At 28.7% G+C, this 26,414-nt stretch carries 22 protein-coding genes and 1 pseudogene; 4 read left to right on the top strand and 19 right to left on the bottom strand.

All coding sequences use genetic code 11. From position 1 onward, the window contains the following. Nucleotides 1-140: 140 nt before the first annotated feature. The gene (gene hflX, locus BSD9I1_RS14510) at nucleotides 141-1,919 is read right to left on the bottom strand and encodes a GTPase HflX (protein WP_186430943.1); all 1,779 of its coding nucleotides are present in this window, start codon (nucleotides 1,917-1,919) and stop codon (nucleotides 141-143) included. 109 nt (nucleotides 1,920-2,028) lie between these two features. Here hflX and hpt point away from each other — a divergent pair, with 109 nt between their 5' ends. Continuing rightward, nucleotides 2,029-2,556, top strand: coding sequence for a hypoxanthine phosphoribosyltransferase (gene hpt / locus BSD9I1_RS14515; RefSeq protein ID WP_186430944.1), 528 nt, complete (start codon nucleotides 2,029-2,031; stop codon nucleotides 2,554-2,556). Between the two features lie 757 nt (nucleotides 2,557-3,313). On the opposite strand, the gene yunB is transcribed toward hpt, so the two are convergent. Next, nucleotides 3,314-3,985 (bottom strand): sporulation protein YunB, encoded by a 672-nt coding sequence (yunB, locus tag BSD9I1_RS14520; RefSeq protein WP_186430945.1) that lies wholly within the window; start codon nucleotides 3,983-3,985, stop codon nucleotides 3,314-3,316. 220 nt (nucleotides 3,986-4,205) lie between these two features. On the opposite strand from yunB, the gene BSD9I1_RS14525 reads away from it, so the two are divergent. Then, nucleotides 4,206-6,578, top strand: coding sequence for a transglycosylase domain-containing protein (locus BSD9I1_RS14525; protein WP_186431108.1), 2,373 nt, complete (start codon nucleotides 4,206-4,208; stop codon nucleotides 6,576-6,578). 32 nt (nucleotides 6,579-6,610) lie between these two features. Here the strand turns inward: BSD9I1_RS14525 and spoVAE are convergent, their stop codons facing one another. The 6 genes from spoVAE to spoIIAA form a co-directional block, all read right to left on the bottom strand. Next, a complete protein-coding gene (gene spoVAE / locus BSD9I1_RS14530; RefSeq protein WP_035308633.1) occupies nucleotides 6,611-6,967 on the bottom strand; it encodes a stage V sporulation protein AE in 357 nt (118 codons plus the stop codon). 2 nt (nucleotides 6,968-6,969) lie between these two features. Further along, entirely contained in the window at nucleotides 6,970-8,004 is a 1,035-nt protein-coding gene (gene spoVAD / locus BSD9I1_RS14535; RefSeq protein ID WP_035308259.1) for a stage V sporulation protein AD, read from the bottom strand. 22 nt (nucleotides 8,005-8,026) lie between these two features. After that, a complete protein-coding gene (gene spoVAC / locus BSD9I1_RS14540; protein WP_035308257.1) occupies nucleotides 8,027-8,482 on the bottom strand; it encodes a stage V sporulation protein AC in 456 nt (151 codons plus the stop codon). A gap of 81 nt (nucleotides 8,483-8,563) precedes the next feature. Beyond that, entirely contained in the window at nucleotides 8,564-9,316 is a 753-nt protein-coding gene (sigF, locus tag BSD9I1_RS14545; protein ID WP_035308256.1) for an RNA polymerase sporulation sigma factor SigF, read from the bottom strand. Between the two features lie 9 nt (nucleotides 9,317-9,325). Continuing rightward, nucleotides 9,326-9,754 carry an anti-sigma F factor gene (gene spoIIAB, locus BSD9I1_RS14550; RefSeq protein ID WP_035308255.1) on the bottom strand — a complete coding sequence of 143 codons (429 nt, stop codon included), beginning with the start codon at nucleotides 9,752-9,754 and terminating at the stop codon, nucleotides 9,326-9,328. Between the two features lie 15 nt (nucleotides 9,755-9,769). Beyond that, nucleotides 9,770-10,105, bottom strand: a complete 336-nt coding sequence (gene spoIIAA / locus BSD9I1_RS14555) for an anti-sigma F factor antagonist (RefSeq protein WP_035308254.1) — start codon at nucleotides 10,103-10,105, stop codon at nucleotides 9,770-9,772. A gap of 270 nt (nucleotides 10,106-10,375) precedes the next feature. Between spoIIAA and speE the strand changes: the two genes are divergently transcribed. After that, on the top strand, nucleotides 10,376-11,203 hold the full coding sequence (gene speE / locus BSD9I1_RS14560) for a polyamine aminopropyltransferase (RefSeq protein WP_035308252.1): 828 nt from the start codon (nucleotides 10,376-10,378) through the stop codon (nucleotides 11,201-11,203). Between the two features lie 96 nt (nucleotides 11,204-11,299). Here the strand turns inward: speE and BSD9I1_RS14565 are convergent, their stop codons facing one another. After that, nucleotides 11,300-13,054, bottom strand: coding sequence for an Eco57I restriction-modification methylase domain-containing protein (locus BSD9I1_RS14565; RefSeq protein WP_242966501.1), 1,755 nt, complete (start codon nucleotides 13,052-13,054; stop codon nucleotides 11,300-11,302). 77 nt (nucleotides 13,055-13,131) lie between these two features. Here BSD9I1_RS14565 and pdaA point away from each other — a divergent pair, with 77 nt between their 5' ends. Then, nucleotides 13,132-14,178 carry a delta-lactam-biosynthetic de-N-acetylase gene (gene pdaA, locus BSD9I1_RS14570; RefSeq protein WP_186430947.1) on the top strand — a complete coding sequence of 349 codons (1,047 nt, stop codon included), beginning with the start codon at nucleotides 13,132-13,134 and terminating at the stop codon, nucleotides 14,176-14,178. A 105-nt stretch (nucleotides 14,179-14,283) separates the two neighbouring features. On the opposite strand, the gene BSD9I1_RS14575 is transcribed toward pdaA, so the two are convergent. The 10 genes and pseudogenes from BSD9I1_RS14575 to murJ (BSD9I1_RS14620) form a co-directional block, all read right to left on the bottom strand. Next, nucleotides 14,284-14,991, bottom strand: coding sequence for a WecB/TagA/CpsF family glycosyltransferase (locus BSD9I1_RS14575; protein WP_186430948.1), 708 nt, complete (start codon nucleotides 14,989-14,991; stop codon nucleotides 14,284-14,286). 3 nt (nucleotides 14,992-14,994) lie between these two features. Next, nucleotides 14,995-15,648, bottom strand: coding sequence for an exopolysaccharide biosynthesis polyprenyl glycosylphosphotransferase (locus BSD9I1_RS14580; protein WP_186431109.1), 654 nt, complete (start codon nucleotides 15,646-15,648; stop codon nucleotides 14,995-14,997). 12 nt (nucleotides 15,649-15,660) lie between these two features. Continuing rightward, nucleotides 15,661-17,211 (bottom strand): annotated as a pseudogene (gene murJ / locus BSD9I1_RS14585) (murein biosynthesis integral membrane protein MurJ); the annotation flags it as partial. After that, nucleotides 17,212-18,333 (bottom strand): glycosyltransferase family 4 protein, encoded by a 1,122-nt coding sequence (locus tag BSD9I1_RS14590; RefSeq protein ID WP_242966503.1) that lies wholly within the window; start codon nucleotides 18,331-18,333, stop codon nucleotides 17,212-17,214. A 1-nt stretch (nucleotide 18,334) separates the two neighbouring features. After that, a complete protein-coding gene (locus BSD9I1_RS14595) occupies nucleotides 18,335-19,570 on the bottom strand; it encodes an O-antigen ligase (protein WP_186430949.1) in 1,236 nt (411 codons plus the stop codon). Between the two features lie 15 nt (nucleotides 19,571-19,585). Further along, on the bottom strand, nucleotides 19,586-20,824 hold the full coding sequence (locus BSD9I1_RS14600) for an O-antigen ligase (RefSeq protein WP_186430950.1): 1,239 nt from the start codon (nucleotides 20,822-20,824) through the stop codon (nucleotides 19,586-19,588). Between the two features lie 113 nt (nucleotides 20,825-20,937). Continuing rightward, entirely contained in the window at nucleotides 20,938-21,969 is a 1,032-nt protein-coding gene (locus BSD9I1_RS14605; RefSeq protein WP_186430951.1) for a glycosyltransferase family 2 protein, read from the bottom strand. Between the two features lie 24 nt (nucleotides 21,970-21,993). Continuing rightward, complete coding sequence (locus tag BSD9I1_RS14610; protein WP_186430952.1) at nucleotides 21,994-23,427, bottom strand: O-antigen ligase; 1,434 nt, start codon at nucleotides 23,425-23,427, stop codon at nucleotides 21,994-21,996. A 31-nt stretch (nucleotides 23,428-23,458) separates the two neighbouring features. Then, nucleotides 23,459-24,841 (bottom strand): ABC transporter substrate-binding protein, encoded by a 1,383-nt coding sequence (locus BSD9I1_RS14615; RefSeq protein WP_186430953.1) that lies wholly within the window; start codon nucleotides 24,839-24,841, stop codon nucleotides 23,459-23,461. Between the two features lie 19 nt (nucleotides 24,842-24,860). Continuing rightward, a complete protein-coding gene (gene murJ / locus BSD9I1_RS14620) occupies nucleotides 24,861-26,405 on the bottom strand; it encodes a murein biosynthesis integral membrane protein MurJ (protein ID WP_186430954.1) in 1,545 nt (514 codons plus the stop codon). Between the last annotated feature and the right edge of the window lie 9 nt (nucleotides 26,406-26,414).

Below are 26,414 nucleotides of genomic sequence, written 5' to 3' on the forward strand. Positions count from 1 at the left end.
GTAAAATTTTCTTTCCTTTATTTTACTACACAAAACTTTAATTATCAATATTTATCATATAATATTTATTATTTGTTAATAACTTATTTTCTTTTTACGAACACCAATTATTTATTTTCGTACTTTTAATAAATAATATGTTATTTAGTCATATACTCTTCACAAGTGTTATATACCATTTCACTTACTTCTGCACATATATAAGTTCCATCTTCCCTATACTCCTCAGATATAACATTAGAATTTCTATGCAAATAAGCTACCATAGATTGTTTATCATAAGGAATTAAATATTCTGCTTTTCTAAGCTTATTTGGAAGTTTTGAGCCTATAAGATTTAAAAGTTCCTCTAGATTTATATTATGCCTTGCTGAAACTTTAATATTCATTTTATCCTTAAATAATTCATTTATTTCCTCAAGCTTTTCTTCACTAAGTTTATCAATTTTATTTAAAACATAAACATAAGGCTTATCAATAGCTCCTAATTCTTCTAAAACCTTATTTACCGCTTCAATTTGCTCTAAATAATTTTCTTGAGATACATCTACTACATGAAGTAATAAATCTGAATATATAACCTCTTCTAATGTTGACTTAAATGCCTCTACCAAATCATGAGGCAGCTTTCTTATAAAGCCTACTGTATCTGTTAGTGTGATAGTTCTGTTATCCGGGAGAACTATTGCACGAGTTGTAGTATCCAATGTAGCAAAAAGCATATCTGCTTCCAAAACGCTTTCTTTTTTAATAGTTTCCTTTGCAGCTATAGTGCATAAAGTATTCCTTAAAGTTGACTTTCCTGCATTTGTATATCCAACTAAGGATACTTTAGGAATTTCACTTCTACTTTCTCTTTGAGTCATTCTTGTTTGTTTTGTCTTTTCTAATTCACTTTTCAAGTCATATATTCTTTCTTTTATATGCCTTTTATCTGTTTCAAGTTTCTTTTCTCCAGGTCCTTTTGTTCCTATTCCTCCACCTGTTCTTGAAAGCACCGTTCCAAGCCCTGAAAGTCTTGGAAGTCTGTATTTAAGCTGAGCTAGCTCTACTTGTATTTTCCCTTCTCTACTCTTAGCTCGTTTCGCAAATATTTCAAGTATTAATGTAGTTCTATCAATAACTTTAACTCCTATTATATCCTCTAAATTCCTTACTTGAGATGCTGTAAGTTCATCATCAAATATAACTACATTCGCCCTTTTAGCTTGCCTTAAGAGAGCAATTTCTTCTACCTTACCACTTCCGACATAATAAGCCGTATCTATTTTATATCTATTTTGAAGCATTTTATCTACTACTTCTACCTCACAAGCTCTTGCTAGTTCCTCTAATTCATCTAAACTTTCTTCACTTTCTACTCCTACAAGTATTGCCTTTTCACCAGTTTCTTCTTCTACAGAAGTGGTTTTAATTAACTCTTCAATATATCTAATTTTATCCAATATAGGATAATTTATAGCTTCTTCTAAGATAAGTTTCTTCGTAGTTTCTGCTACAAGCATGTTATCCTTTACATTGCAAAATCCAAGTGTTATATCTGTAATATCATTTTCATCCACTCCAACTGCTGCAATACAGTCTAATTTCAACTTTATTAAGGCTGATATATCTAAAGCAGATAAATGAGAATTACCATTTGGATGAGTATGAATAATTCTTACTCCTGATAGTTTTCTTTCCTTTATATCTATCATAGGCATTTCTACAGAAGTACTGTCACCAATTGCAACTCCCTCAATCATTCCTTTCCTGCTTATAGCCACACTTACCTCTCTATTAACATCTAATGTGACACCTACAATTATATTAATTAATTCTTCCGTAAACACTTCATCTTTCGGAATTTTCAAATCATATATAGCTTCTAATTTTTTTAATGTCCTGTCTTTTATACCTTCTATATTCCCATTTATCATTTAAATCACTCCCATAAAAATTACTATACCTTGACAACTTTCATATTATTTTATACTATAATAGCAATATTGTAAATAACATATAATTATGTATATTTGGAGGGCACTTATGGAAGGAAAAAAAGAAAATATATTAATCTCTAAAGAAGAAATTGAAAAAAAAGTTGCAGAATTGGGTTCTAGAATTTCTAAAGAATATGAAGGCAAAAATTTATATGTCTTATCTCTATTAAGAGGAAGCTTTATCTTTGCTGCGGATTTAGTAAGGCATATTACTGTTCCTACAAAAATAGGATTTATGACTACTTCAAGCTATGGTCATTCTGAAACTTCTACAGGAAGTGTAAAAATTGTTAACGATATTCCAGACAATATCGAAGGTTTTGATGTTTTAATTGTAGATGATATAGTTGATACAGGAATTACTATGGATTTTGTAGTTAATCATGTTAAATCCTTAGGTGCCTCTTCTGTTAACTGTTGCGTACTTTTAGATAAACCAGAGAGAAGAAAAGTAGATATTACTCCTAATTATTGTTGTTTCCAAATCCCAGACGTATTTGTTGTAGGATATGGACTTAATTATGGAGATTACTACAGAAACGTTCCATACATATTTAATTGGGAAGAAAAATAATACATATTATAGAAATATTGCGACGGTTTTTAATGCTCTGGGTTGCATAGAATTTTTATCTAGGAAGACATTCATTTCGCTAAAAACAGCTAATATTTATAAATTAAAAATTCCTAAACCTCCTAAACTCGCTATCGCTCACACAGTAGGAGATTCTTAACGAAATTTTCAATTTATAAACAAAGCCGTTTTAAAGCTTATTCAATGTCTTCTACGATGAAAATTCTATACTCCCAGAGCATTAAAAAAGTTCTTCATGTGAACTGCTGAAGGAAGAAATTCAGCTAACTGAATTTCTAAGATATCTTAGGAATCAGTACATAAAGATCTTTTAGGACGGCAGTCCTTAACATTACAGGAACTTATACTAAATAAATAAAAAATTTCTGATAAAAAATAGAATACTTAATACCTTACGACCTATCGGTCTGCGGCTTACCATCCCTTTGGCAAGCGCCAATTTAAAGGAATTTCGTCAAAACGAAATTCCTTCCTTCAGCAGTGCGAATGGAGATATTTTTAATGTTAAATTTAGTATGGGTTCTGCATTGTAGAAAGCATTGAACAAGCAATTAGAAGCTCTCTACCTCTCAATTTAAATCACCGTAAAGAACTTTCTACTGTCTGAGCGTCAGTGAGTTTAGAAAGTTTAGGAGATTCAAATTGAGAGATATTAGAGCTTCTTTGTGTAGTGAACGCTTTCTTAAATGCAGAACCCATACGGAAGATTTAACATTAAAAATGTCGTAATATCCTTTTAATTCCCCCTGATTCTAAATCCTGAATTATCTAGACTTCCTCCTAGGAAATTTTCTGGTATCTTCCCTACTATTATGGTTTCACAAACCGGTATTTCACTTAAAATTTGTACATCCTCACTTTTGGTAGGTATTATAACCCTTATATTACTCTTTACTTGGATATAAATTTTATGCCTTGTTTGATTAAATCCTACAGATTCAAAGTCAGATATATATTTAGTTTCAATATATCCAATAGGATTCATTTTCACTGTGATACTTGGCCCGAAATAAGCAATCACATTATTTTGAGTAATATATCCTATAGGAATTTTCATTCCAACATCACCCATATCCTTTAGCTTTTGCTGAGATTCTAATGCTACATCGCAAGCTAATTTATTTAACTTTAAAGTATCAGACTTAACTAATGTTATATTTCCTGAATTATCTTTTTCTATCTTAATTATGTCATCATATTGAAAACTTTCTAAATATTTATTCATGATGGACTGGTTTAAAGTTTCTATTGCTTTTCTTTTCATTTCAACATTTGCAACATCTAACACCCTAGAAGCAACTATTTTATCAAAAGCATATATAAAAACATTTATTATAACACCTATAATCATTATAATTATCCACACTTTAATCTTAAAACTAATTTTTCTTCTCTTAATAATTCTCACTTCCTTGTATTATTAACACATTCTTTATATTTACTTATTACGAGTTTTTTAATTTTATTACTAAATAACCCTTATTATTATATTTTTTATGCTAAGTATATATATCGCAATGGCTAAACATATATATTTTATTAAAATCCTTTTATGTGTTATAATATTTTAAAGTTGGTTAGAATTAATAATATAAAATTTCAGGAGGAAAATTATGAGCAACACAAAAATGGGGAAGAAAACAAAGAACACCCGTTTTAAAGTTTTTAAAATTACCATTGTTACTCTCATTTTACTTTTTGTATTTGGCGCTGTAGCAACTATGGGTGTAGTACTTGCCATGGTAAAGACAGCCCCGCCACTTGATGTAAATAAAGTATTAAGTTTAAATGAACCATCAGTAATATATAATGATAGTGGACAATTTATGGATACTGTTATTTCTGATATAAATAGAAAAGTAGTATCTTTTAAAGATATGCCTCAAGATTTAAAAGATGCCTTTATTGCTATTGAAGATGAGAGATTTAAAACGCATAGCGGAATAGATATTAGAAGAATATTTGGCTCCACCCTTACTAATATAAGTAATAAACTTACAGGAAAACGAGGCCTTCATGGTGCTTCGACTATCACTCAACAGCTTGTAAGAAATACTATGCTTAGTAATGAAGTTAAGATAAAGAGAAAAGTACAAGAAGCTTATTTATCTTTACAGCTAGAAAAGCAATTAAGTAAAGATCAAATTTTGGAAGCTTATATGAATACTATCCCACTAGGAGGCCCTGCTTATGGTGTAGAAGCTGCATCACTCCAATATTTTAATAAAAGCGTTTCCAAATTAAGTTTATTAGAGTGTGCATTCGTAGCAGGTCTTACTCAAAGTCCATCTGTATTTTATAACGCAGTTGTAACACAAAAAAATACTTCTTCATATACAAATAGAACTAAATCAGTTTTAAGTAAACTTCTTGAAAATGGATATATATCTCAAACTGAATATAGTACAGCATTATCAGATTTAAATAATAAAAAGCTAACTTTTAACTTTACTAGACAAAGTAATAGTCTTAAGTATGAATGGTTTTCTAGAGAAGTAATAAGAAGAGTAAAACAAGATCTTATGGCTCAATATCATATAGATGAAGATGATGCAAATAGAATGATAATGTATGGTGGACTTAAAATATATTCAACCATGAATAAGGATATGCAAGAACATACCCAAACCACTCTAGATAATATGGATTCTATACTTGGCATGAAGTCTAAATATATAGATAAAATAGCTCAACCTCAGGCTTCTGCAGTTATTATGAATTATCGTACTGGTGAAGTTAAATCTATTATTGGCGGTCGCGGCAATCAGCCTCCTCTTTCCTTTAATAGAGCTACACAATTTTATAGAGCTGCAGGATCAAGTATAAAGCCAATAAGTGTATATGGCCCCGCTATAGACTCAAAACTTGCAACCGCTGCTAAGATATATGATGATGCTCCAGTTCCTGCAGAAATAGGAAGATTTTATCCTGATAATGGTAAGCCTTATAATCCTAGTAATAGCCCTGCTATTTATGAGGGACCTATGACATTAAGAGAAGCATTAACTAAATCTAAGAATGTTATTTCTGTTCGAATTGAGCATGAATTAAGCCTTAGTACTGGTGCTGATTACGCTAGAAAATTTGGACTTAAAATAGATAAAAATACAGATGAAGCAAGTATGGCAGCTATGTCACTTGGACAGCTTGGGGGTAATCCTGGAGTTAGTGGTACTAATACCCTAGCTATGGCTGCAGCTTATGGAGTGTTTGGAAATGGTGGTATGAAAGTAGATCCTATTATATATACGAAAGTGCTAGATAGAACCGGTAAATCTATATTAGAAAGCAAATTTAATTCTACTAAAGTTTTATCTCCACAAGCAGCCTATATTATGTATGATCTTTTAAGAGGCCCTGTTTCTGGAGTAGGTGGTACAGGTACTGCTGCAAACTTTAGTCCTATGGCACATGGTAAAACAGGTACAACTAATATGTCCATAGATTTATGGTTCACAGGCTTAACCCCTTACTACTCTGCTGCTGTATGGATTGGTAAGGATGATCATGGAAGTTTTAATGAAAATTATACTTTTGGAAAATATATAGGCAGTAATGATGCTGCAAAGCTTTGGGGAATTATTATGCAAGATGCACATAAAAACTTAGCATATAAAGAAATACCTATGCCTTCTGGGATTGTTCAAGTTCCTATATGTACAGTTACAGGAAAAATTCCTACAGATGCATGTCCTTCTACCACTATTCGTAATGAACTATTTATAGAAGGTACTGTACCTACTGAAATATGCGATTATCATATTAGAGTTCCTGAGGAAAAACCTGATGAAACTGATACGGATTCAAAAGATGACACAGATAAAGGTAACATAGATAAAGATGAAAATTCTTCAGATTCAAATAATGATTCTGGTGATGATACCAATACTGATACAAATACAGATGAAGGTAATACCAATGATAATAGTACTCCATCAGATAACACTGATTCTAATAATAAGGTTATTAATAACTTCATTAAACCTAAGGGCAAGAAATAAAAGATTAAGATGCTATTTAGCATCTTAATCTTTTATTTCTTTGTTTTTGGATTAAATAATAATGCCATTATGTATCCAAATATTATAGCTGCACTTATCCCTCCTGCTGCTCCTTTTATTCCTCCCGTGAATGCCCCTATTAATCCTTTTTCATTAACTTCTTTTATTGTAGCCTTAGCTAATGAATACCCAAATCCAGGCAAAGGCACTGTTGCACCTGCTTTGCCGTATTTAACTATAATATCATAAACATTTAAAGCTCCAAGTATTACTCCTATAGTTACAAAGCTAACAAGTATTCTCGCTGGAGTAAGTTTTGTAGTATCCATAAGTATTTGTGCAATTACACATATTATTCCTCCAACTACAAATGCATTTACATAATCCATATTCACGCTTTATCTCCTCCAGTACCATATTCTATAGATACGGCATGAGCAATACCTGGTATACTCTCACCTTGAAGTGAAGACGTCGTGCTTAACAGAGCTCCTGTTGAAACCAATAGCACCCTCTTAAATTTTCCTTTACGCATGTTTTTATATATATATCCACTAGCTACTACCGCTGAGCATCCACATCCACTTCCACCAGAATCAGTCTTTTGCCTTTCATTATCAAATATCTCTTCTCCGCAATCTATATAATTAGAATACATATCATACCCATATTCTTTTAAAAGCTTTTGAGTAATTTCTCTACCAATTTTCCCTAAATCCCCTGTAGCTATTAAATCATAGTCTTGTGGAGTTCTCCCTGTATCCTTAAAATGCCGATATATAGTTGAAACTGCTGCTGGTGCCATAGCTGCTCCCATATTATTTGCATCCTTTATACCATAATCCTTGACTTTGCCAATAGTTACGTAAGTAATATATGGATAATTGCCTTCTCTAGCAAGCACCATTGATCCAGATCCAGTCACTGTCCATTGGGCTGTAGGCGGCCTCTGATTTCCAAATTCTAACGGATATCTAAACTGTCTTTCTGCTGCAGAGAAATGGGATGATGTAGCTGCTATAACATTCTTTGCAAACCCTCCGTCCATTGTAATAGATGCCATACATAATGATTCTGTCATTGTAGAACAAGCACCATATAATCCTATAAAGGGAATTTCTAAATCTCTAGCCGCAAAAGTGGATGATATAATCTGATTTAATAAATCTCCTGCAAATAAAAAGTTGATGTCCTGAGGTTTTAATTTGGCTTTCTTTATACTTTCTGTTATAGATGTATATAATAAAGTACTTTCTGCCTTTTCATAACTATCTTCACCATTTAGATCATCATCTAAAATTAAATCAAAATAATCTTTAAGTGGTCCATCTCCTTCTTTAGGTCCAACTACACTAAAAGTTGAAATTATTCTAGGTTTGCTTTCTATTTTCAATGTCTGCTTTCCTATCAACTTTAATTTATCCAAGGCTAACACCACCCTCTTTTATCTATAACATTTTAAAAAAGTAATATATAATTCCTATAACTACTGAACTACTTATTCCATATACAAGCACTGGTCCAGCAATAGTAAACATCTTAGCTCCTACTCCAAATACATAACCTTCTCTTTTAAATTCCATAGCAGGAGAAACAATAGAATTGGCAAAACCAGTTATAGGTACTACTGTACCTGCTCCTGCATAGCTTGCTATTTTATCGTATATTCCGAGTCCAGTCAGAAAAGCTCCTATAAACACCATAACTATTGCTACATAAGTACCTACTTCTTCGCTGGGTACTCCCATATTTATAAAGAAATTATTAAAAAACTGTCCCACATCACATATAAGTCCACCTATTATAAAAGCATACACACAATTTTTAACTAAATTATGCTTTGGTTCAGCTTGAACAGAAATCTCATCAAATTTCTGTTTAACTTCTTTCTCAGTTTTTTTCATAAAATCCCCTCCGATACTTATTTTGTGCATAAAAAGATTTTTAATTCAAAAAAGAAGTAATAGGATAATTCTCTTATCCTATTACTTCAATTTTTCTTTCATTACTTTAAGTACCTTTTTTTCTATTCTTGAAACTTGAACTTGGCTTATTCCAAGCATCTTCGCTACCTCTACTTGAGTTTTATCTTTAAAGTATCTAAGCATTATTATTTGCCTGGATTTTATATCTAAAGTTCCTATAACTTCTTTTAAAGCAAGCCTATTTACCAGTTCTGAGTCTTCTTCATAATTATCACTTATCTTATCTATAAGCATAATAGGTGCACCATCTTGCTGATGTATGGTGTCATATAAATACTGCATACTATTTGCTGATTCTGTAGCAAATATAATTTCTTCTTTTTCTACACCAGAATAATTGGATAACTCCTCTAAAGTAGGTTCTCTATTTAATTCTTTAGTAAGTGCCTCCTTATCATAATGTAATTTTCTAGCTGTTGTTTTTACGCTTCTACTTACCTTAATCATTCCATCATCTCTTATAAATCTTTTTATTTCACCCATTATCATAGGAACAGCGTAAGTAGAAAATTTTACTCCATAGCTAGCATCAAAATTATTTACTGCCTTTACTAGCCCCATACATCCAATTTGATATATATCCTCATACTCATATCCTCTATTTAAAAATTTCTTAGTTATGGCTGATACTAAAGGTAGATTTATTTCTATTAGCTTATTTAAGGCATTTTTATCTCCTTTTCGTGCTTTTTCAACGAGCTCTAGGTTTTCTTCATAACCATACGTACTCCTGTTTACTGCTTCTTCACTCATAATATTCACCTAACTTATAGCTCTGAAAGTTTTTTTCATTATTATTTTAGTTCCCTTGCCCTTTTCAGACTCTACCTTTAAACCATCCATAAAAGACTCCATAACAGTAAATCCCATACCTGAACGTTCTAAATCTGGTCTTGAAGTATATAATGGCTGCATGGCAAGTTCTATATTATCTATTCCCCTGCCATCATCATGAATTATTATGGTAAGTTCTCTGTTCTTAATATAAGCTTCTATTTTAACAGTCCCATCCTTACTTTCATATCCATGTATAATTGAGTTAGTTACCGCTTCTGATACTGCAGTCTTTACATCAGTCAATTCATCAATAGTGGGATCTAATTGAGATGCAAAAGCTGCCACTGCAACTCTAGCAAAGCTTTCATTTTGTGACTTACTTGCAAATTCTATTTTCATAACATTATCATACATTATACTTTCCCCCCATTAAATATTTTCTAATGCTTCTTCATTTGTTTTAAATAACTTTATTATTTTAAACATACCTGATAATTCAAAAACTCTATTTACATTGTCATTTACATTTGTAATGCATATCTTCCCACTTTTATAATTCATTTTTTTATATCTTCCAATTACTACACCTATGCCTGAGCTATCCATGAAAGAAACATCTGAAAAATCTAGTATAACCTTGCTCACATCATCTTTATCAATACGGTTATCTATTTTATTCCTAACTTCTTCTGCACTATGATGGTCTAATTCTCCTGCTAAACAAACTAATAATTTATCATCTACATTTTCAAATTCTAAATACATATATTTCCCCCCACTTATGTAAATTTGTGCAATTCTCATTTATAATTAACTTATTCTACATATTACATAATTTTCCTCCTTTTTTATGGGATTTTTTATTTTTCCACTAAGATATTTTTTCATATACTGTTTAAATTTAATCTTCTTGCCACATATTTAAATCATTGTTATAATATTTTTGTTGTATTGCATGATTTATATGTCTATAAATCATAACATCTCAATATATTTGAGATGTTTAATATTTATATTACAGGAGGTACTACTTATATGGATTTATGGTTAAAAGAAGGTCAAATATCAGATGCTGTTATGACTTATAAAATAAAGGAAACGTTAGTTACAAAGCAAACAAAGTATCAAGATCTTGCTATTGTGGATACTTATGCTTTGGGAAGAATGCTAGTATTAGATGGCATAGTTCAAACTACTATAAATGATGAGTATGTTTATCATGAAATGATTGCCCATATTCCACTATTCACTCATCCAAATCCTAAAAAGGTATTAGTTGTAGGTGGTGGAGATGGAGGAGCAATACGTGAAATATTAAAGCATCCTTCCATAGAAAAAGCTGTATTATGCGAAATAGATGAAGATGTTGTAAATGAATGTAAAAAATATCTTCCAGAAATAAGCTGTGCGCTAGATGATGCAAGATGTGAAGTTTTCATAGGGGATGGAATTAAATATGTTCATGAGCACAAAAATGAATTTGATGTTATAATAGTTGATTCTACTGATCCATTTGGAGCAGCCGAAGGACTATTTGGAGGAAGCTTTTATAAAGAAATATACGAGTGCTTAACTGAAGATGGAATATTTATTGCACAAACTGAAACACCTTTCTATCTTCCAGATGTAGTGAAAAGAGTTTATGATGATGCCAAATCAACTTTCCCCGTTACTAAGTTATTTATGGCAGCAATACCTACATATCCATCTGGATACTGGAGTTTTACAGTAGGTTCTAAAAAACATGATCCAGAAAATGCAACTGTTCCAGAGAATCTTTCTTTTGAAACAAAATACTACACTCCAAGATTACATAAGGCTTCTTTTGTACTCCCTAAATTTGTAGAAGAATTGCTTAAATAGTTATAAAAGAAAGTCCCTTAGGGGCTTTCTTTTATATAAACTTAATATTTATATTCAATTTCACATAATAGTTGTGAACTACCCATTGCTAGATTCTCATAGACTTTCTTCAATGATCTTTTTTTCCTCATCTGTAATTTCAAAGTATTGATATAACTTATTTTCTTCTAAAAAGGTTATATCACATTCTAACGGTATCATTAATTCCATTAATGTATTAGGATAATATTCGTATAAATCTTCTCCTAGCTTTTTTGCAAAACAATGATAATAAAATTCATATATACTACTATTCAATAAAAATAATAGTGTTTTATAATCATAGCTTTTTCCTTCTTTTAAAATCAAGCTATATATATCTGCACTAAAAAAACTTCCTTTATCTAATGCAAATCTGTTACTATTACTTTTATAAGGAAAAATTATCTTCTCACCTTCAAAAATGGAAGGTTTTCTCCCCCATTGTAGCTGATACCACCTTCTTATACCATTTCTACACTCTCTTCTATTCATAAGCTTGTATTCATATGGTTTTATGTGATTTAATGCATTGATATATTTGCTTTCATCATCATTTATAAAATCAGCATAAATTATGTACTCTTTTGCATCCTTTATATGATTTTTTTCTATATAACTGCTTTTTATCCAGGGCCTTAATATATCTATTTCTAGATTTTTATTTTTAATTGTTTCTTCCGAAACTATAAATGCCTTATCGCATCCTGTTATAATTCCTTGATAGCTGTTACATACGTCTTTCAACTTCAAACTAGACTTCCTTTTAATTTTATCTAGTATATTTCTCTCCATGTTACTTCTAAGTATCCAAGTACTATTCTTTATGGCATATTCCCCTATAGTAAAGCTATTATAATTACGTCCTTTATTAAAAAACAACGATTCATAGAACTCTTTTTTATTTTGTCCCTTAATCTTTAATGGCTTTATAACATTAATATCATTTTGCACATTAGAGTTATTAGCATAAATTATAACTGGATCTACTCCTGTATTTTTAAAGGGCCTTAATCCATAAAAGTCTACTATTTCTCTTACAGAGAAATTATTTGATATATATTTTCTTAAGCTTATTCCATTTTGGGCCTCTATAAAATATCTCGCTAAAATATATACAACCTTTCCTTCGGACTTTAATAATTCCTTGGTTTTTTTAAAGAAACAATAACAAATGTCCCCCTTATCGCTATAAACTTCTTTATAAGCTTTCTTCAACTTCAGCGAATAATCCTTATCTATAGATTTATGACCTATATATGGTGGATTTCCAATTATAATTTCATATTTATTTTTAATCTCGTTTAACAAAAAATCTTCATTTTTAAAGTTTTGAGGCTTTACTTCCCCGCTTATTAGAAATAAGTCTATTACAAGTATTTTTAATGCAGCATTATCTATATCCATACCAAAAATGTTATTTTTAACTATATGACTTGGAATATTATCTATATTTAGATCTAAGTTGTTTTTTTTATTAATTTCGCTTAGGTTATCTTTATAAATGCTATAAAGATAACTATAGCAAGGTATAAGTATATTTCCACATCCCGAAGCAGGATCTAATATTTTAATATATGGGTTATTTATTATATCCTCTTTTGAGATAACCATTTTTATCATATACTCTGATATTTCCTGTGGAGTATATATAGCACCTTTATATTTATCTCTGCCAAAGTTATTATAATAAATTTCTCCAAAATATTCTTCATTTTTTAAAAAAAATGAATTTTTGTACTTTTTTAGAGCTTCCGTCTTGTAACTCTTATCCATTGGAAGTACAATAATATTATATAACTCGTCTATCTTTTCCAAAAATATATCAATCATTTTATCTCTCTCCATCGTATATTAAGTAGTAATACACACAAACTAAAGTATATCATATATTAGGTAGGTGATTAAATATGAAAAAGAAACATCTTTCTATTTTAATATCCGTCATGCTTTGTTTTTCTTTAATAGGCTGTAAAAGTAGTAATGAAAAAGTATATACAAACCCTGGATCAGGCTCAGTAAATGAACAAGCTAGTAATTCCCCAGATAATAAAAATAATAATACAGTAAATGAAGAAAAAAATATTTCAGAGGAAGAAATAAATACTGAAGAAAATACTTCAACTAAGGATAATTTAGATAAAAAACCTTCCGATGAAGCTGTAGAAAAAGATGAAAAGCCAATAGAAAATAAGGTTGATCAGCCTTCTAAAGATGCTACTGAGGAATCTAAACCTCAATTAAGTACAACTACTTTAGAGACAAAGGAACGTGATTGGTTTTTCATACCTAAAAAAGATGGAACTCCATCAACTGTTGACCCTAGCATATTAAATTTAATAACTAAACAAGATGGATATTACCTTGGAAATACAAATGAAAAAGTTTTATATCTTACATTTGATGAGGGTTATGAAAATGGATATACTGGGAAAATATTGGACATACTAAAAGCCAATAATGTACCAGCAGCATTTTTTGTAGTAACACCTTATATAAAGACCAGTTCAGATTTGGTTAAAAGAATGATGGATGAAGGTCACTTAGTATGTAACCACTCAACTAACCATCCTTCAATGGCTTCAACTGCCTTAAAAGGCAAAGATAAGTTTAATTATGAACTTGAAAATACAGCAAAAGTATTTAAAGACCTTACGGGTAAAGATATGCCTAAGTTCTTTAGACCACCTATGGGTAAATACAGCGAGCTTTCCCTTTCTTATACTAAAGAATTAGGTTATAAAACTATTTTCTGGAGCTTTGCTTATAAGGATTGGGATATTAACAACCAGCCTTCACATGACTATGCTAAAAAGATGATAATGGATAGAACTCATAGCGGAGCGATAATGCTTTTACATGCAGTTTCTAAAACCAATACTGAAATATTAGATGATGTTATAAAAGAATTAAAAGCTAAAGGATATAGATTTGCTTCACTTGAAGAACTTAAATAAAATTTAGTTTAAAATAAAAAGCACAAGGTTGTCATAAATAAATTGCCTTGTGCTTTTTTAATTTAATATTATTTTATATAACCGAACATCATAACTAGATTTTATCTAACTTTTAAATATTGCCTTTGCAATGAATGCAGGAATCGATCCAAGTCTCTTTATTCTATAAGGTTCCTTACTCACTCTATACAGCCATTCTAGTCCTAAATTTATCATCCATTTAGGTGCTCTCTTTACTTCTCCTGCAAATACATCAAAACATCCTCCCACGCCCATAAATATATTTGCATTTAATTCATCCATATATTTAGTTATGAATAGTTCCTGTCTAGGGGCTCCCATAGCTACAAAAAGAGCATAAGGCTTTAATTTATTTATTTCTGTTATTAATTCACTACAATTATTCAAATCAAAAAAACCATTATGGCTTCCTAAAATAATAAGCCTTGGGTGTTTTATTTTTAAGTTTCTTATACACTTCTGAAGCACTTCTTCCTTTGTTCCTAAAAGATATATGCTTCTTCCCTCCGCTTCACACTTTTCCAAAAGCTTTTCCATAACTTCAATTCCAGCTATCTTCTTTTGTACACCTTGATTTAATGCCTTGGATGCAATAACTGTTCCTATTCCATCAGGAATAATTATAGAATTTTCAGAAGTAAAATTGTTAAATAACTCCTCATTTTTAAGACCATTATTCAATACCTCTGGGTTTCCAGATATTATATGCACTTTATTAAATTCACTTATATATTTAAAAAGTTCTTCTTCATCTTTATTAAATACCTTATAACCTAACACCTTGCTAAACATATCTTAAAATGCTCCTTCTTTTTTAAATACGGAAAATACTGTCTTAAATAATATTTTTATATCTAACCATACTGAAAAATTCTTAATATATGTTAAATCATAATATATAGTTTTAGCAAGTTCTATTTCTCCTCTTCCACTTACTTGTGCAAGTCCTGTAATTCCAGGTAAAACTAAAAGCCTTTGTGAATATTCAGGAGGATAATATTTTACTACATCAGGAATTTCAGGTCTTGGTCCAACTAAACTCATGTCCCCTTTAAAAACATTAAAAAGCTGAGGGAGCTCATCTAAGCTGGTTTTTCTTAAAAAAGAACCCATTTTTGTAATTCTATTGTCTTCCTTACTTTGGAAAACAAAATTACCTATGTCCTCCGGATTTATTTCTAAGCTTCTTTTCTTCTCCGCATCCACAATCATTGTTCTAAACTTATATATAGTAAAATCTTTATTATCTTTTCCTACTCTTACCTGTTTAAATACAGCCGGTCCTTTAGAATCTAACTTTATAAGTAATATAAGAATTAAATATATAGGAGACAAAACTATTATGCCGCATAAGGATAGCACTATGTCCATAAATCTCTTTATTGCAAACTGAACTTTTTTATTTCTGATATGATTTTGTTCATTTATTTCTATTAAATTATTTTGCATATCAAATTCCCCCTTATTTATTTTTTTATTTTTTAACAGGTTAAAAAAGTAATAAATTTCTTCTACTTTTAAAAAATATATAAATACAAAATATGTAGTTAATCCTATTACAAAATTTAAAAGTAATGAAATCAAACTTCCATATGCATTATTTCCAAAAGTATTCATACAATAAGTGCTTATTATATTTATTATAATGCCCATAATAGCTGCTGAAATTAAAGTTTTTATAAATGTAACATAAATGTTTTTTAGTTCAATTCCGTTCATCTTTTTATTTAAATTTATAAGCATTAGCAAAGTAATAATTATAGAAGAGATACTTGTGGCAAGTGCTAGCCCCGAAACCTTCATATATTTTACTATGAATATGTTTATAACAACATTTATTATTATTCCAAAAAAGCTATTTATCATGGGAGTTTTAGTATCCTTAACCGCATAAAAAGCCTTGTTTAATATATCTCTTAATCCATATGCTATCATAGCTGGTGAGTAAAATAGTAATGCATTTGCTGTTAAGTTTACAGCTTCTTGGTCAAAGGCTCCTCTTTTGAAAATTAAAGTTATAAGAGGTACTCTAAGTATTGCTATAGCAATAGATGCAGGAACCATTATAAGTAATATCATATTTATTCCCTTAGATAAAGTTTCTTTATATTCTTTTGTCACTCCATTTACTGCGTATCTAGATAGAAATGGATATATAACCATAGCTATACCTATTGCAAAAACCTCATAGGCCAATGTATTTATTTTATTTGAATAATCAAGTACCGTAGCTGCTCCTACAAACAATTTGGTTGCAAAAGCTCTATTTATAAAATTATTTAACTGAATAAGTGAAGTACTTATTATAACAGGAGTCATAAGCATAAACATACTTATTAATTTCTTATCTTTTATATTAAAAGTCCATTTATATGTATATCCTAAAGCTTTATATTTAGGAAGATTTATTATGAGTTGCGCTAAGAAGCTTATCACTGTTGCCCAAGCAAAGCCATATATTCCATACTTAGCTGTTAAAAAAATCAAATAAATTATGAATACAATATTTGAAACAAGTGACATAGCAGCAGGTTCATAAAATTCATTATGAGATTGAAGTACCCCAGTAATAACACTTTGAATACTTATGAAAACCAATGATAAAAGCATAATTCTTACAATATTTACAGTAGTATTAAATACGTATTGATTTTCTTTGAATCCAGGAGCAAATACTAAGACAATATATTTTGTGAATATTATTAATATTAATATTAATAATATTGTAAAAATGCCATATACATTTACGGTATTATTTACAAATTTAATTCTAGAAGTTTCTTCTTTTTTCTCAATATATTCTGTATTCATTGGTATAAATGTAGTTGTAAGTCCATAACTTATTGTGGTAAGTAAATATACTATTCCTATAGAAAAATTATATATGTCTGAAATATCTGATGCTCCAAACTTTGCTGCTACTAGAGAATCTCTAATTACAGCCAAAACCTTCCCTATTATGGTAAACATCATTACTATTAAAGAACTCTTTATAAACTTAGATTCTTTCATCTAATTCACTCCACTTAAAATTTTACTATACGCATCAAAGTATCTTTCCCAAAAGTTATCCAATGAAAATTCATGTATAACTTTATTATAAAGATTTTCGCCCATTAATTCTATCTTCTCTTTATTCATGTAAGCACATCTCATTTTATCATGTATGTCATTTATATCATAAGGATTTACTAAGAATCCCTCATTTTCACTTATTATACTTTCCATATCTCCAACCTTAGAGCATATGATTGTCTTTTTCATCAAAGCAGTCTCAAGTACTGCGAGTGGTGGTGCTCCCCCTTCGCTAAACGAAGTTAGCACGCCTACATCTGATGCATTTATGTAATCTAATATATTTTCTTTAAATCCCGCAAATATTACTTTATCCTGTATATTTAACTTTTCAACCTTTTCTTTTAATGTTTCCTCTAAATCTCCAAATCCTAAAAGCATTAATTTTACATCTCTTATTTCAATTTGAAGTTTAAAAAAAGCATCTATTAAGCCATCATGGTTTTTTATTGGATGCATTCTTCCCACCATTGAATATAAAAACTCATTCTTAGATATATTATATATATTTCTTATTGACTCTCTATTTTGCTTTAAATAAGTTTCTTCTAAAGAAATCCCATTAGGTATTACATATTTATTTCCTTTAAATTCTTTTTTACTTATTAGATTTTTTAGATATTGCGATACACAAATATAATTTTTATATTTTTTCAACCCTAAAATGCTTAATGGAGTAAAAAATATTCTTTTAAACTTGTTGTTTATAAAATCGTACCTATAGTCACTATGAATTGTAACAACACATGGTACCTTTATTTTATGAGATATCATAAAATATAAAAAATTTGCCTTGGCTCCATGAAAATTAACTATATCTATATTATTTTTTTTAATATACTCTCCTAACTTATCTCCTAAAAGTTCTTTAAAACTATAATAGGTTGCTGGTATATGTAGCTCTTTAGCCCTTTCATATAACATTCCATCTCCTATTAAGCAAAGAGAACACTTCATTTCACTTATATTATTTAAACATATATTTATAACATGATTTCCCCCACCGCCGTTATCATTTCCTGTTATAACTTGTAATATATTAATTGGTATCACCTCCATATTACATAACTTCAAGCTTCTTTGAATTAATTGGTATGGATATAATAACTATAAATATTAAGATAATTTTAGGAGCTGAGAAAAAATCATCTACCATGTTCATTATAAAAACAAAAACTATAAAAGAAATATAAAATCCTCTATAAAAATTTTTATGTAAACTACTTGAAGTTTCATGTATGTATTTTCTTATTTTCATAATTATAAATATTATTAAGCTTATAATTAATATAATTCCAATAATACCCAATTCAGCTTGCACCTGCAAAAATACATTATGAGGATGAAATATTTGATAATCTGAGTACTTAAGTTCTGCAAATCTTTTTATATAGTTATCATATTGATAAGAAAAATTTCCTACCCCTACGCCCAATAAAGCATGTTCCTTTATCATTAACAATGTAGTTTCCCATAATTTAATTCTAGTAATATTTTGACTAAAATCATTAAATTCCGTTAGTCTCATTGAAATTTCAGGAATTAATAATCCTATTAAAAATACGCCTAAAAATGGCACTATAAATTTTTTATTATATATAATCACTACTAGTAAACATCCAACTCCAAAGGCCATCCATGCATTTCTAGAATAACTTACGATTATATTAAATAAGCATAAAAATGAAATTATTATGTACAAGTACTTTCTTCTCTTTTCCTTTTCATAAATAGATAACATTATAAAAGGAAATATAAATAATATAAAAAACGCCCCAAGGTTATTGGAATTTTCAAGCAGCGATTCTACTCTTATTCTATTTACTCCTTCTGATGTTTGTTCTATTCCAATTCCTTTTATAGTATCAATAAAGGTTACTATAGATACTATTATTAAGGTGAATATAAAACTATTAAGTATATTATCTACATATCTTTTATTATGGGTTTGATCCTCAATTAAAAAGTATATAAATAAATACTTCATGTACATTTCAACTTCTGATATAGCAGAAGCCTTATCTGCAGAATAGGTTATACTAAATATCATCCATAGTGCGCATAAACTAAGAACAATATTACATTTATTTTTAAAAAATCTTTTAACTGAACTTATGGATTTATTTCTAACTTCTCTATTTAAAACCACTCCAAGTACATAATAGGCCATAAGTATACTTAGCACAACATGTATATTTAATCCTACAACCTTATATTTTGACGTAATCGGTAATGCTATGAACAAAAAAATATATATACACAATAATATATTCAAAAAATTATAGTACATTTTCATAGTAATTATCTTCCTCTAACTCTCTTGATTCTTATATAATATTCCTTCAAAATTAGCTACTAAAATCCAAAAAAAAGCTATTACTTTAGGCGCAGAAAAAAAGTTATCTATAATATTCATAAAAACAAACGATATCACTGAAGCAAAAAATCCAGTATAAAATATCTTATAAAACTTAATATCAATTCTTTTTATAAATCTTACTACGTTAACAACTATACTTATAATTATACCTAAGAAAGCTGCTGTTCCAAATAACCCTAATTCAGATTGTATCTTTAAAAAAACATTGTGTGTATGAAAATTATCTGTTGGATAGTACTCTATTTTCTTTTTGTACTTTAACTTATATATATCGTACATAACCCTATAATTCCCATTCCCAACGCCGGTAAAGGGATGGTCTTTAATCATCATAAATGCAATATCCCATAATTTTATTCTAGATAAATTTTGACTTTTATCAGTAAACTCTAATAACCTATTATTTATTTGTGGAATTAATAATGATATAACGCCTAGTCCTCCCATGCCTAATATTATCTTCCAACTATAGGTTAAAGATAATATTATAATTCCTACTACTAATGCTAACCAAGCATTTCTTGAAAAGCTTAATATTATGTTTGTAAACGTTAATAAACTTGCTATTCCCAAATATAGTTTTCTTCTTTTTTCTTTTTCGTTTAACATTAACATTACTATTGGGAAAAATCCTATTACCATAAAAGCACCCAGATTGTTAGAGTTTTCTAAAGTGGAAAAAATTCTAGTTCTTATTCCATGTTCACTCTTTTGTATAAATCCTATACCTAGTATATATTCAAGTATACCTATAGAACTTATTAAACTAACTACGTAAATATATAGCTTTAGTATATTATTTGAAATATACTTGTTATTTAATTCATATTTTATTATAAAAAACAATGCTCCATATGTAGCAAATCTTATACTTTCACTTAATGCTAATTTTTTATCGGTAGAATAGGATACAGAAATTAGCATTATGAATATCAGTAAAGATATAAATATAGTCAAATAATTTGTAAAAAAGTCTTTTAATCCATATAGAAATCTATTTCGAACATTTTTAAATATTGCAAGCATAATTAAATAGCAAACTATAAGCAAAGCTAATAATATATCACCATTAAAAGGAATATTACCTACTTTGAACTTGCTTGGAGCAATGGGTAATACAATCATATATATGTATAATAAAAAGCTTAAGAATCTAGTGCTTGTTTCCATTTTTATTCTCCTTTCAAACACATCTCGATTTATTGAAATGTCTCCCTATATATTATACACAAATTAAGCACACAAGGTATTGTAAAATTTCAATATCTGTGTGCTTATTATATTTATCTTGACATTTTTGTATTTTTTTCAATAGATTTCTTAGATTTAAATATGTAAAAGCTGAATATTCCATTTACAAATCCTAACCCATAACTTAGATGAAGAATAGGAAATATTGAAAATATATATGGAAATATACCCTTATTATTTTTAATTAGCTTTGATGAAAATATAATATCTCCTATTAAATATAAAAATATTTCTAAAAACCATAAATAAAGTATCCATTTATAAAATAATCCTAACCCTACTCCTAGTATATTTGTAGTAACAAATAATGCTGGAATTAAGTGTCTTATAGATGCCGGTCTTCCGTGCTTTTGCATTACTCTTACTTTCCAAAATCCATACTGATAATATTGCTTCCAGAGCTTTTTTAAAGCAGATCTGCTGTAATAGTAAGATTTTATTTTAGGTGATAGTAATATTTTATATCCATTTTTTATTACCCTAAAATTCAATTCATCGTCTTGATTTCTCACAAGCTCTTCGTCAAAATATCCTATTTTATTTAATACTTTTTTAAAATAGCATCCAAAGGCAACTGTATCAACAAAAATTTCTTCCTTAGCATATCTAAATAATGCATTTCCGACACCAAACGGAGAACTCATTGCAGCAGAAATAGCTCTGCCTTTATTGTCTTCATTAATAGTTTCTATAGGTCCGCCAACGCATCCTACCTCTTTATTCTTAATAAGAGCATTTACATTTTCCTTTATAAAGTCCTTATCTGCATATGCATGAGCTCCAAATATTATTATTACATCAGCTTTGCTGTAGTTTATTCCTTTATTCATTCCTTTAGGTGCGGATAAGCCTTCATTATCTATAATCTTTATATTTGAATATTCCTTCATATAACTTTTTATAATTTCTCTTGTTTTATCTGTTGACATGCCATCACAAACAAGTATTTCATATAATTCCTTAGAATAGGATTGATTTATAAAAGATTCTAAACACTTTTTTATATAATTTTCTTCGTTTCTACAAGGAATTACTATAGACACTGTAAGGTTACTATTATTCATCTAAATCTCTCCTATAATTTGAAATTAGTTTTTTAAGCTTTTACTTTCTTCATTAAGTATAGAAATCAGGCCAAAAATTATAAATATCACGAGAGTTCCTGTTATTACTCCCTTATGATTAAATTCATTTCCTGTTAAAGTAGAAAATATAACATATATAAATACTGAATTAATCAAAGGTCTATTGTATGAATAACTTTTAAAGCATACTATTAATCTATTTAATATAATTGCTATAAATATTATCAAAGAAACTACTCCAAACTCTACTGCAATTTGCAATAAAATATTATGTGCATGTTCTAAAGGATAATGAGCAACCGTTGCGTTAAATCTTATATCCTCAGGCATTGCTAAATATCCCTGAAAGGCAAACTTTTTATATGCAATAGAAAAGTTACCTCCACCTATACCAAACGGATATTTCACAATCATAACTAAATCAGTAAATATCGATTGTAGTCTTGCCACTGCGGATTCGTTTTGTAAAAATGATGTAGTTGTTCCCCTATTAATTATGTATGAAAATATCGGCTTAAATCCAATCACTAATGGTATTAATCCTATATATAATATCTTTCTATACTTTTTACTTAGTAAAGCTATAAATACAGTAATTAATAGGCATAACCATGCCCCTCTACTAAATGTTAATAATATTGCAAATACATAGTTTAAAAGCATAAGACTTAAAAATACTTGTTTTCTTAAACTATTTTTTTTATATAACACTAACTCTAATAAAAGAGGAAATACAGTAATAAGTATACCTGCGAAAATATTAACGTTATGAAAACCATAAGTTAAGTAAATTCTATTGGACTTTATAGCTGATAAAGAAATTCCCCTGCTAAACAATTGCAAGTAACCATATATACAACTAAAACTTAAAGCTAATATTAAAGCATAAAACACTTTCTCTTTATCGTCCTTATTAAAATAGGCCATAAAACTTAATAAGAACATTATAGGTGTCGCAATACCTATATGTACCTCGCTTATCCCCTTCATTAAATCTGGAGAAAAAAAGCTGCTATTGATACAAAAGATTAAAAAGGTCAATATTAAGACAATAAAATTAAAATTTCTTTTATCATTTTTATAATAACTTGCAATCTTAACTTTTATATCTTTAAAACTAAATATGAAAAGTACTAACACATAAATTGTTTCAAAAGTAACTCTTAAAAAAAGCACATCAAAATACACTATTCTTCTTACCGTTGTATAAATTGGTAAAAATAATATAAACATCAATATGGACAGTTTTTTATCCTTTTTTATTAATATCATATCTACTAATAATAGAAATAAAGCTGCAAACAGCATTGTACTAGTACCCATACCTATACTTTTCATTAGCATAATTGATACTATGAGAGAAACTAAAAAACATCCTATTAATATTTTATAATAATCTTTAATTGCATTTTTGAAGTAATTTATATATGTTTCCATTTACTTCACTTCTCCAATCTCAGTTTTCCTATTATTTCATTTTATAATATTCAAAATCAAACTTTTCTTTATCTATGGCAAAATCATAATATTTTTTATATTGATTATTTAAGTCTTCAATAACCTTTTCTACACTACTTTTAGACTTTATAGCATCTAAAACCAAATTCAATTCATATCTTGAATTTCTGCTTAAAAATATAGTAGGATCTAACCTTTGATTAGAAAAATCATTAATATCATTATATCCTGAGTAAACATCATTGCTTATCATAGTATTATTAACATTAATAGGCAATGCATTTTTTGTTTGCAAAATTTCATTATTTATTTCATTACTTACTAAATACTCGTATACCTTTTTTATAGCTTCTTTTTTCTTTGTTTTTCCCTGTACAATTTCTTCAGTATCGTCTTTTGTTTCTTCTATAGAAGTCTTACTTAATACTAAAAAATTGGAGTTATTTGTAAAGTAATATTTACTTTTACTTTTTTCATCAACTTGCATTAAGTTTGAAACTCCTACTTCAAAACCTAAAGGTAATATATTAGAAAAATATGCCTTATCTTCATAAGTACTTACCATCATTGCTATGTTTTCTTGATAAAACTCAGATCTTAATTGATTCTTAGATTTTTTATCAAAATCTTTTTCTAATATATCTTTTGAATATAAATTCTTATATGTATTTAGTATATCTTTTGCATAACTAAAGTCGTATTTTCCTTGTTTATAATTCCAAAAGGTTGTATAGATAGTACCTGAATTTACACTAGGCTGGCCTATAGCAATATTCATATCTTCATATTCCTTAAATGGGAATGCAAAGGCCGTTATATCTGGAAACTTACTTTTAATTTTATTAGAGTACTCTATTAATTCGCTCCAACTTTTAGGAGGCTTATTAGGGTCTAGTCCAGCTTTTTTAAATATCTCTTTATTCCAGATAAACTTCACGTTATTTTCCATAAGTTTAATACCTAAAGGACTATCTTTATAATATACGATGTTATCCTTATTCACTTTGTTAAGATCCATATTTATTTCATCTAAATATGCAATTTGATCGTTTTTCATCAGAGCATTAAACCCATATTCAAATATATCTGGTCCATAACCTGATGCAAGAGTAGTTCTTAAAGCATTATAATAATCCTCCTTATATTCGGAGAATACTATATGTATATTGTCCTTATTAGTATTATTAAACTTTTCTATTTGATAAGATCTTGTAGGAGATATAATGCTTTTTTTCATCCATAATCTTATTATAGTTTTATCTTTTAATTCAGGAGACAATTGCCTTTCTCCATAATAACTTTCATAAAAATTCATCCTATAAAATGCTGATATTGAAATCAATATTATAATGATTATGGTATATATAGCATACCTTATATTTTTTTTAATCATTATTTATCTCCCCTAATTCTTATTTTAATTTTTTATTCTTTAATAATCCTTTTATTTCTTCAACCCTCAATATTATTAACATAATTACATATATGAATGCACCTATTATAGTGCAAATTATTATATTTGACACTATAAACAAATTACCTTGAGGCATTAGCTTATAAAACATATTATAAGATAAAACTACTGCTTCATACATGACTAACCCTGACGTAGCCATCTTTATAAAATTTATAAAAATTTTAAGATATCTTACTTCTTTAATTCTTGCCTTAAGTTCAATAAATAATATTAAAGCTAAAATGGTTACAGATAAAGTGGTAGCTAGAGCTATACCATTTACCCCCATAATAGGTGCTAATATAACTACAAATAATATATTTACTACAACTAATATAAATCCATTTAACATAGGTACAAAAGTATTTTTCATGGCAAAAAACACCTTACCCAAAATGTCCATTAATGAATAACCAAAAGCAGAAAACGCTAAATATTTAAGGCATAAAGACGTAACTTTAGTAGCATTACTATCAAATTTCCCATGCTCTAAAACCACTTTAATTACAGGTTCACTTAAAGCTACTAGTCCAAAGATCAGTGGAATAGTAACAATCACTACCATATTTACAGACTTAACAAAAAGTTCTTTAAATCCTTTATGATCTTCTATAGCATATTTTTCTGTAAGTTTTGGATATAATACTGTAGTTATAGATACAATGAATACCTGATTTATTATAGTACTAAATTTACTTGCATAATCTATTACCGAAATACTTCCTGGTACTAAATTAGATGCAAAATTTTTAGATACCATAATATTTATTTGAGATACTGCACTGCTTATTAAAATAGGTATAGCTAATGCAAGCATCTTTCTTACATTAGGGTCTTTAATATCTATGTAAAATTTATATTTATAATTATTTCCCATAAAAGGTCTCTGTGTTAAAGCCTGTGCTATTGCCCCTACAAATACTGAAATTATTGCAGCAGTTATACCATAATATTTATAAAACACTATGAGTCCAATTATTATAACTACATTGGCTACAATTCCAGTTAAAGATGGCTGAATAAACTTTCCATAGGATTGCAAATATCCTGTATATAATCCACTCACTGCCAAAAATATTATAGATGGCATCATTATCCTTGTCATATCAACAGTTAACAAAAAATCCTGACCCTTAATTCCCCCAGCAAATAGCTTTACCAATTGAGGGGAAACTATTATTCCTATAACGGTTAAAATCACACATAAAATGGTTATTATATTTAATACATTATTAAAAAGCTTATTTGCTTCATCCTTATTAGATTTAACATTTGAAAATATAGGAATAAACGTAGTTACAAGTGCCGCTGCCACAGCACTAAAAAATACCTGTGGCATAGTACTTGCAATCTTAAATATATCCGATTCTCTAGTTGCTCCTAATTGTATGGCAACTATAAACTCTCTTAAAAAACCTGTCATCTTACTAACTACCAATATAATTGTAATAATTATACTGTACTTAGCTGCAGTTTTTATATCCTTTTTTACTTCAGACATACTACCTCC

The organism is Clostridium sp. BSD9I1, assembly GCF_900185645.1.
In the GTDB taxonomy this organism is placed as follows: domain Bacteria; phylum Bacillota; class Clostridia; order Clostridiales; family Clostridiaceae; genus Clostridium_AK.

What these genes read in the sequence shown, in the direction of transcription:
- hflX (WP_186430943.1), bottom strand. Translation starts at nt 1,919, where the DNA reads ATGATAAATGGGAATATAGAAGGTATAAAAGACAGGACATTAAAAAAA.
- hpt (WP_186430944.1), top strand. Translation starts at nt 2,029, where the DNA reads ATGGAAGGAAAAAAAGAAAATATATTAATCTCTAAAGAAGAAATTGAA.
- BSD9I1_RS14525 (WP_186431108.1), top strand. Translation starts at nt 4,206, where the DNA reads ATGGGGAAGAAAACAAAGAACACCCGTTTTAAAGTTTTTAAAATTACC.
- spoVAE (WP_035308633.1), bottom strand. Translation starts at nt 6,967, where the DNA reads ATGGATTATGTAAATGCATTTGTAGTTGGAGGAATAATATGTGTAATT.
- spoVAC (WP_035308257.1), bottom strand. Translation starts at nt 8,482, where the DNA reads ATGAAAAAAACTGAGAAAGAAGTTAAACAGAAATTTGATGAGATTTCT.
- sigF (WP_035308256.1), bottom strand. Translation starts at nt 9,316, where the DNA reads ATGAGTGAAGAAGCAGTAAACAGGAGTACGTATGGTTATGAAGAAAAC.
- spoIIAB (WP_035308255.1), bottom strand. Translation starts at nt 9,754, where the DNA reads ATGTATGATAATGTTATGAAAATAGAATTTGCAAGTAAGTCACAAAAT.
- spoIIAA (WP_035308254.1), bottom strand. Translation starts at nt 10,105, where the DNA reads ATGTATTTAGAATTTGAAAATGTAGATGATAAATTATTAGTTTGTTTA.
- speE (WP_035308252.1), top strand. Translation starts at nt 10,376, where the DNA reads ATGGATTTATGGTTAAAAGAAGGTCAAATATCAGATGCTGTTATGACT.
- BSD9I1_RS14565 (WP_242966501.1), bottom strand. Translation starts at nt 13,054, where the DNA reads ATGATTGATATATTTTTGGAAAAGATAGACGAGTTATATAATATTATT.
- pdaA (WP_186430947.1), top strand. Translation starts at nt 13,132, where the DNA reads ATGAAAAAGAAACATCTTTCTATTTTAATATCCGTCATGCTTTGTTTT.
- BSD9I1_RS14575 (WP_186430948.1), bottom strand. Translation starts at nt 14,991, where the DNA reads ATGTTTAGCAAGGTGTTAGGTTATAAGGTATTTAATAAAGATGAAGAA.
- BSD9I1_RS14580 (WP_186431109.1), bottom strand. Translation starts at nt 15,648, where the DNA reads ATGCAAAATAATTTAATAGAAATAAATGAACAAAATCATATCAGAAAT.
- BSD9I1_RS14590 (WP_242966503.1), bottom strand. Translation starts at nt 18,333, where the DNA reads ATGGAGGTGATACCAATTAATATATTACAAGTTATAACAGGAAATGAT.
- BSD9I1_RS14595 (WP_186430949.1), bottom strand. Translation starts at nt 19,570, where the DNA reads ATGAAAATGTACTATAATTTTTTGAATATATTATTGTGTATATATATT.
- BSD9I1_RS14600 (WP_186430950.1), bottom strand. Translation starts at nt 20,824, where the DNA reads ATGGAAACAAGCACTAGATTCTTAAGCTTTTTATTATACATATATATG.
- BSD9I1_RS14605 (WP_186430951.1), bottom strand. Translation starts at nt 21,969, where the DNA reads ATGAATAATAGTAACCTTACAGTGTCTATAGTAATTCCTTGTAGAAAC.
- BSD9I1_RS14610 (WP_186430952.1), bottom strand. Translation starts at nt 23,427, where the DNA reads ATGGAAACATATATAAATTACTTCAAAAATGCAATTAAAGATTATTAT.
- BSD9I1_RS14615 (WP_186430953.1), bottom strand. Translation starts at nt 24,841, where the DNA reads ATGATTAAAAAAAATATAAGGTATGCTATATATACCATAATCATTATA.
- murJ (WP_186430954.1), bottom strand. Translation starts at nt 26,405, where the DNA reads ATGTCTGAAGTAAAAAAGGATATAAAAACTGCAGCTAAGTACAGTATA.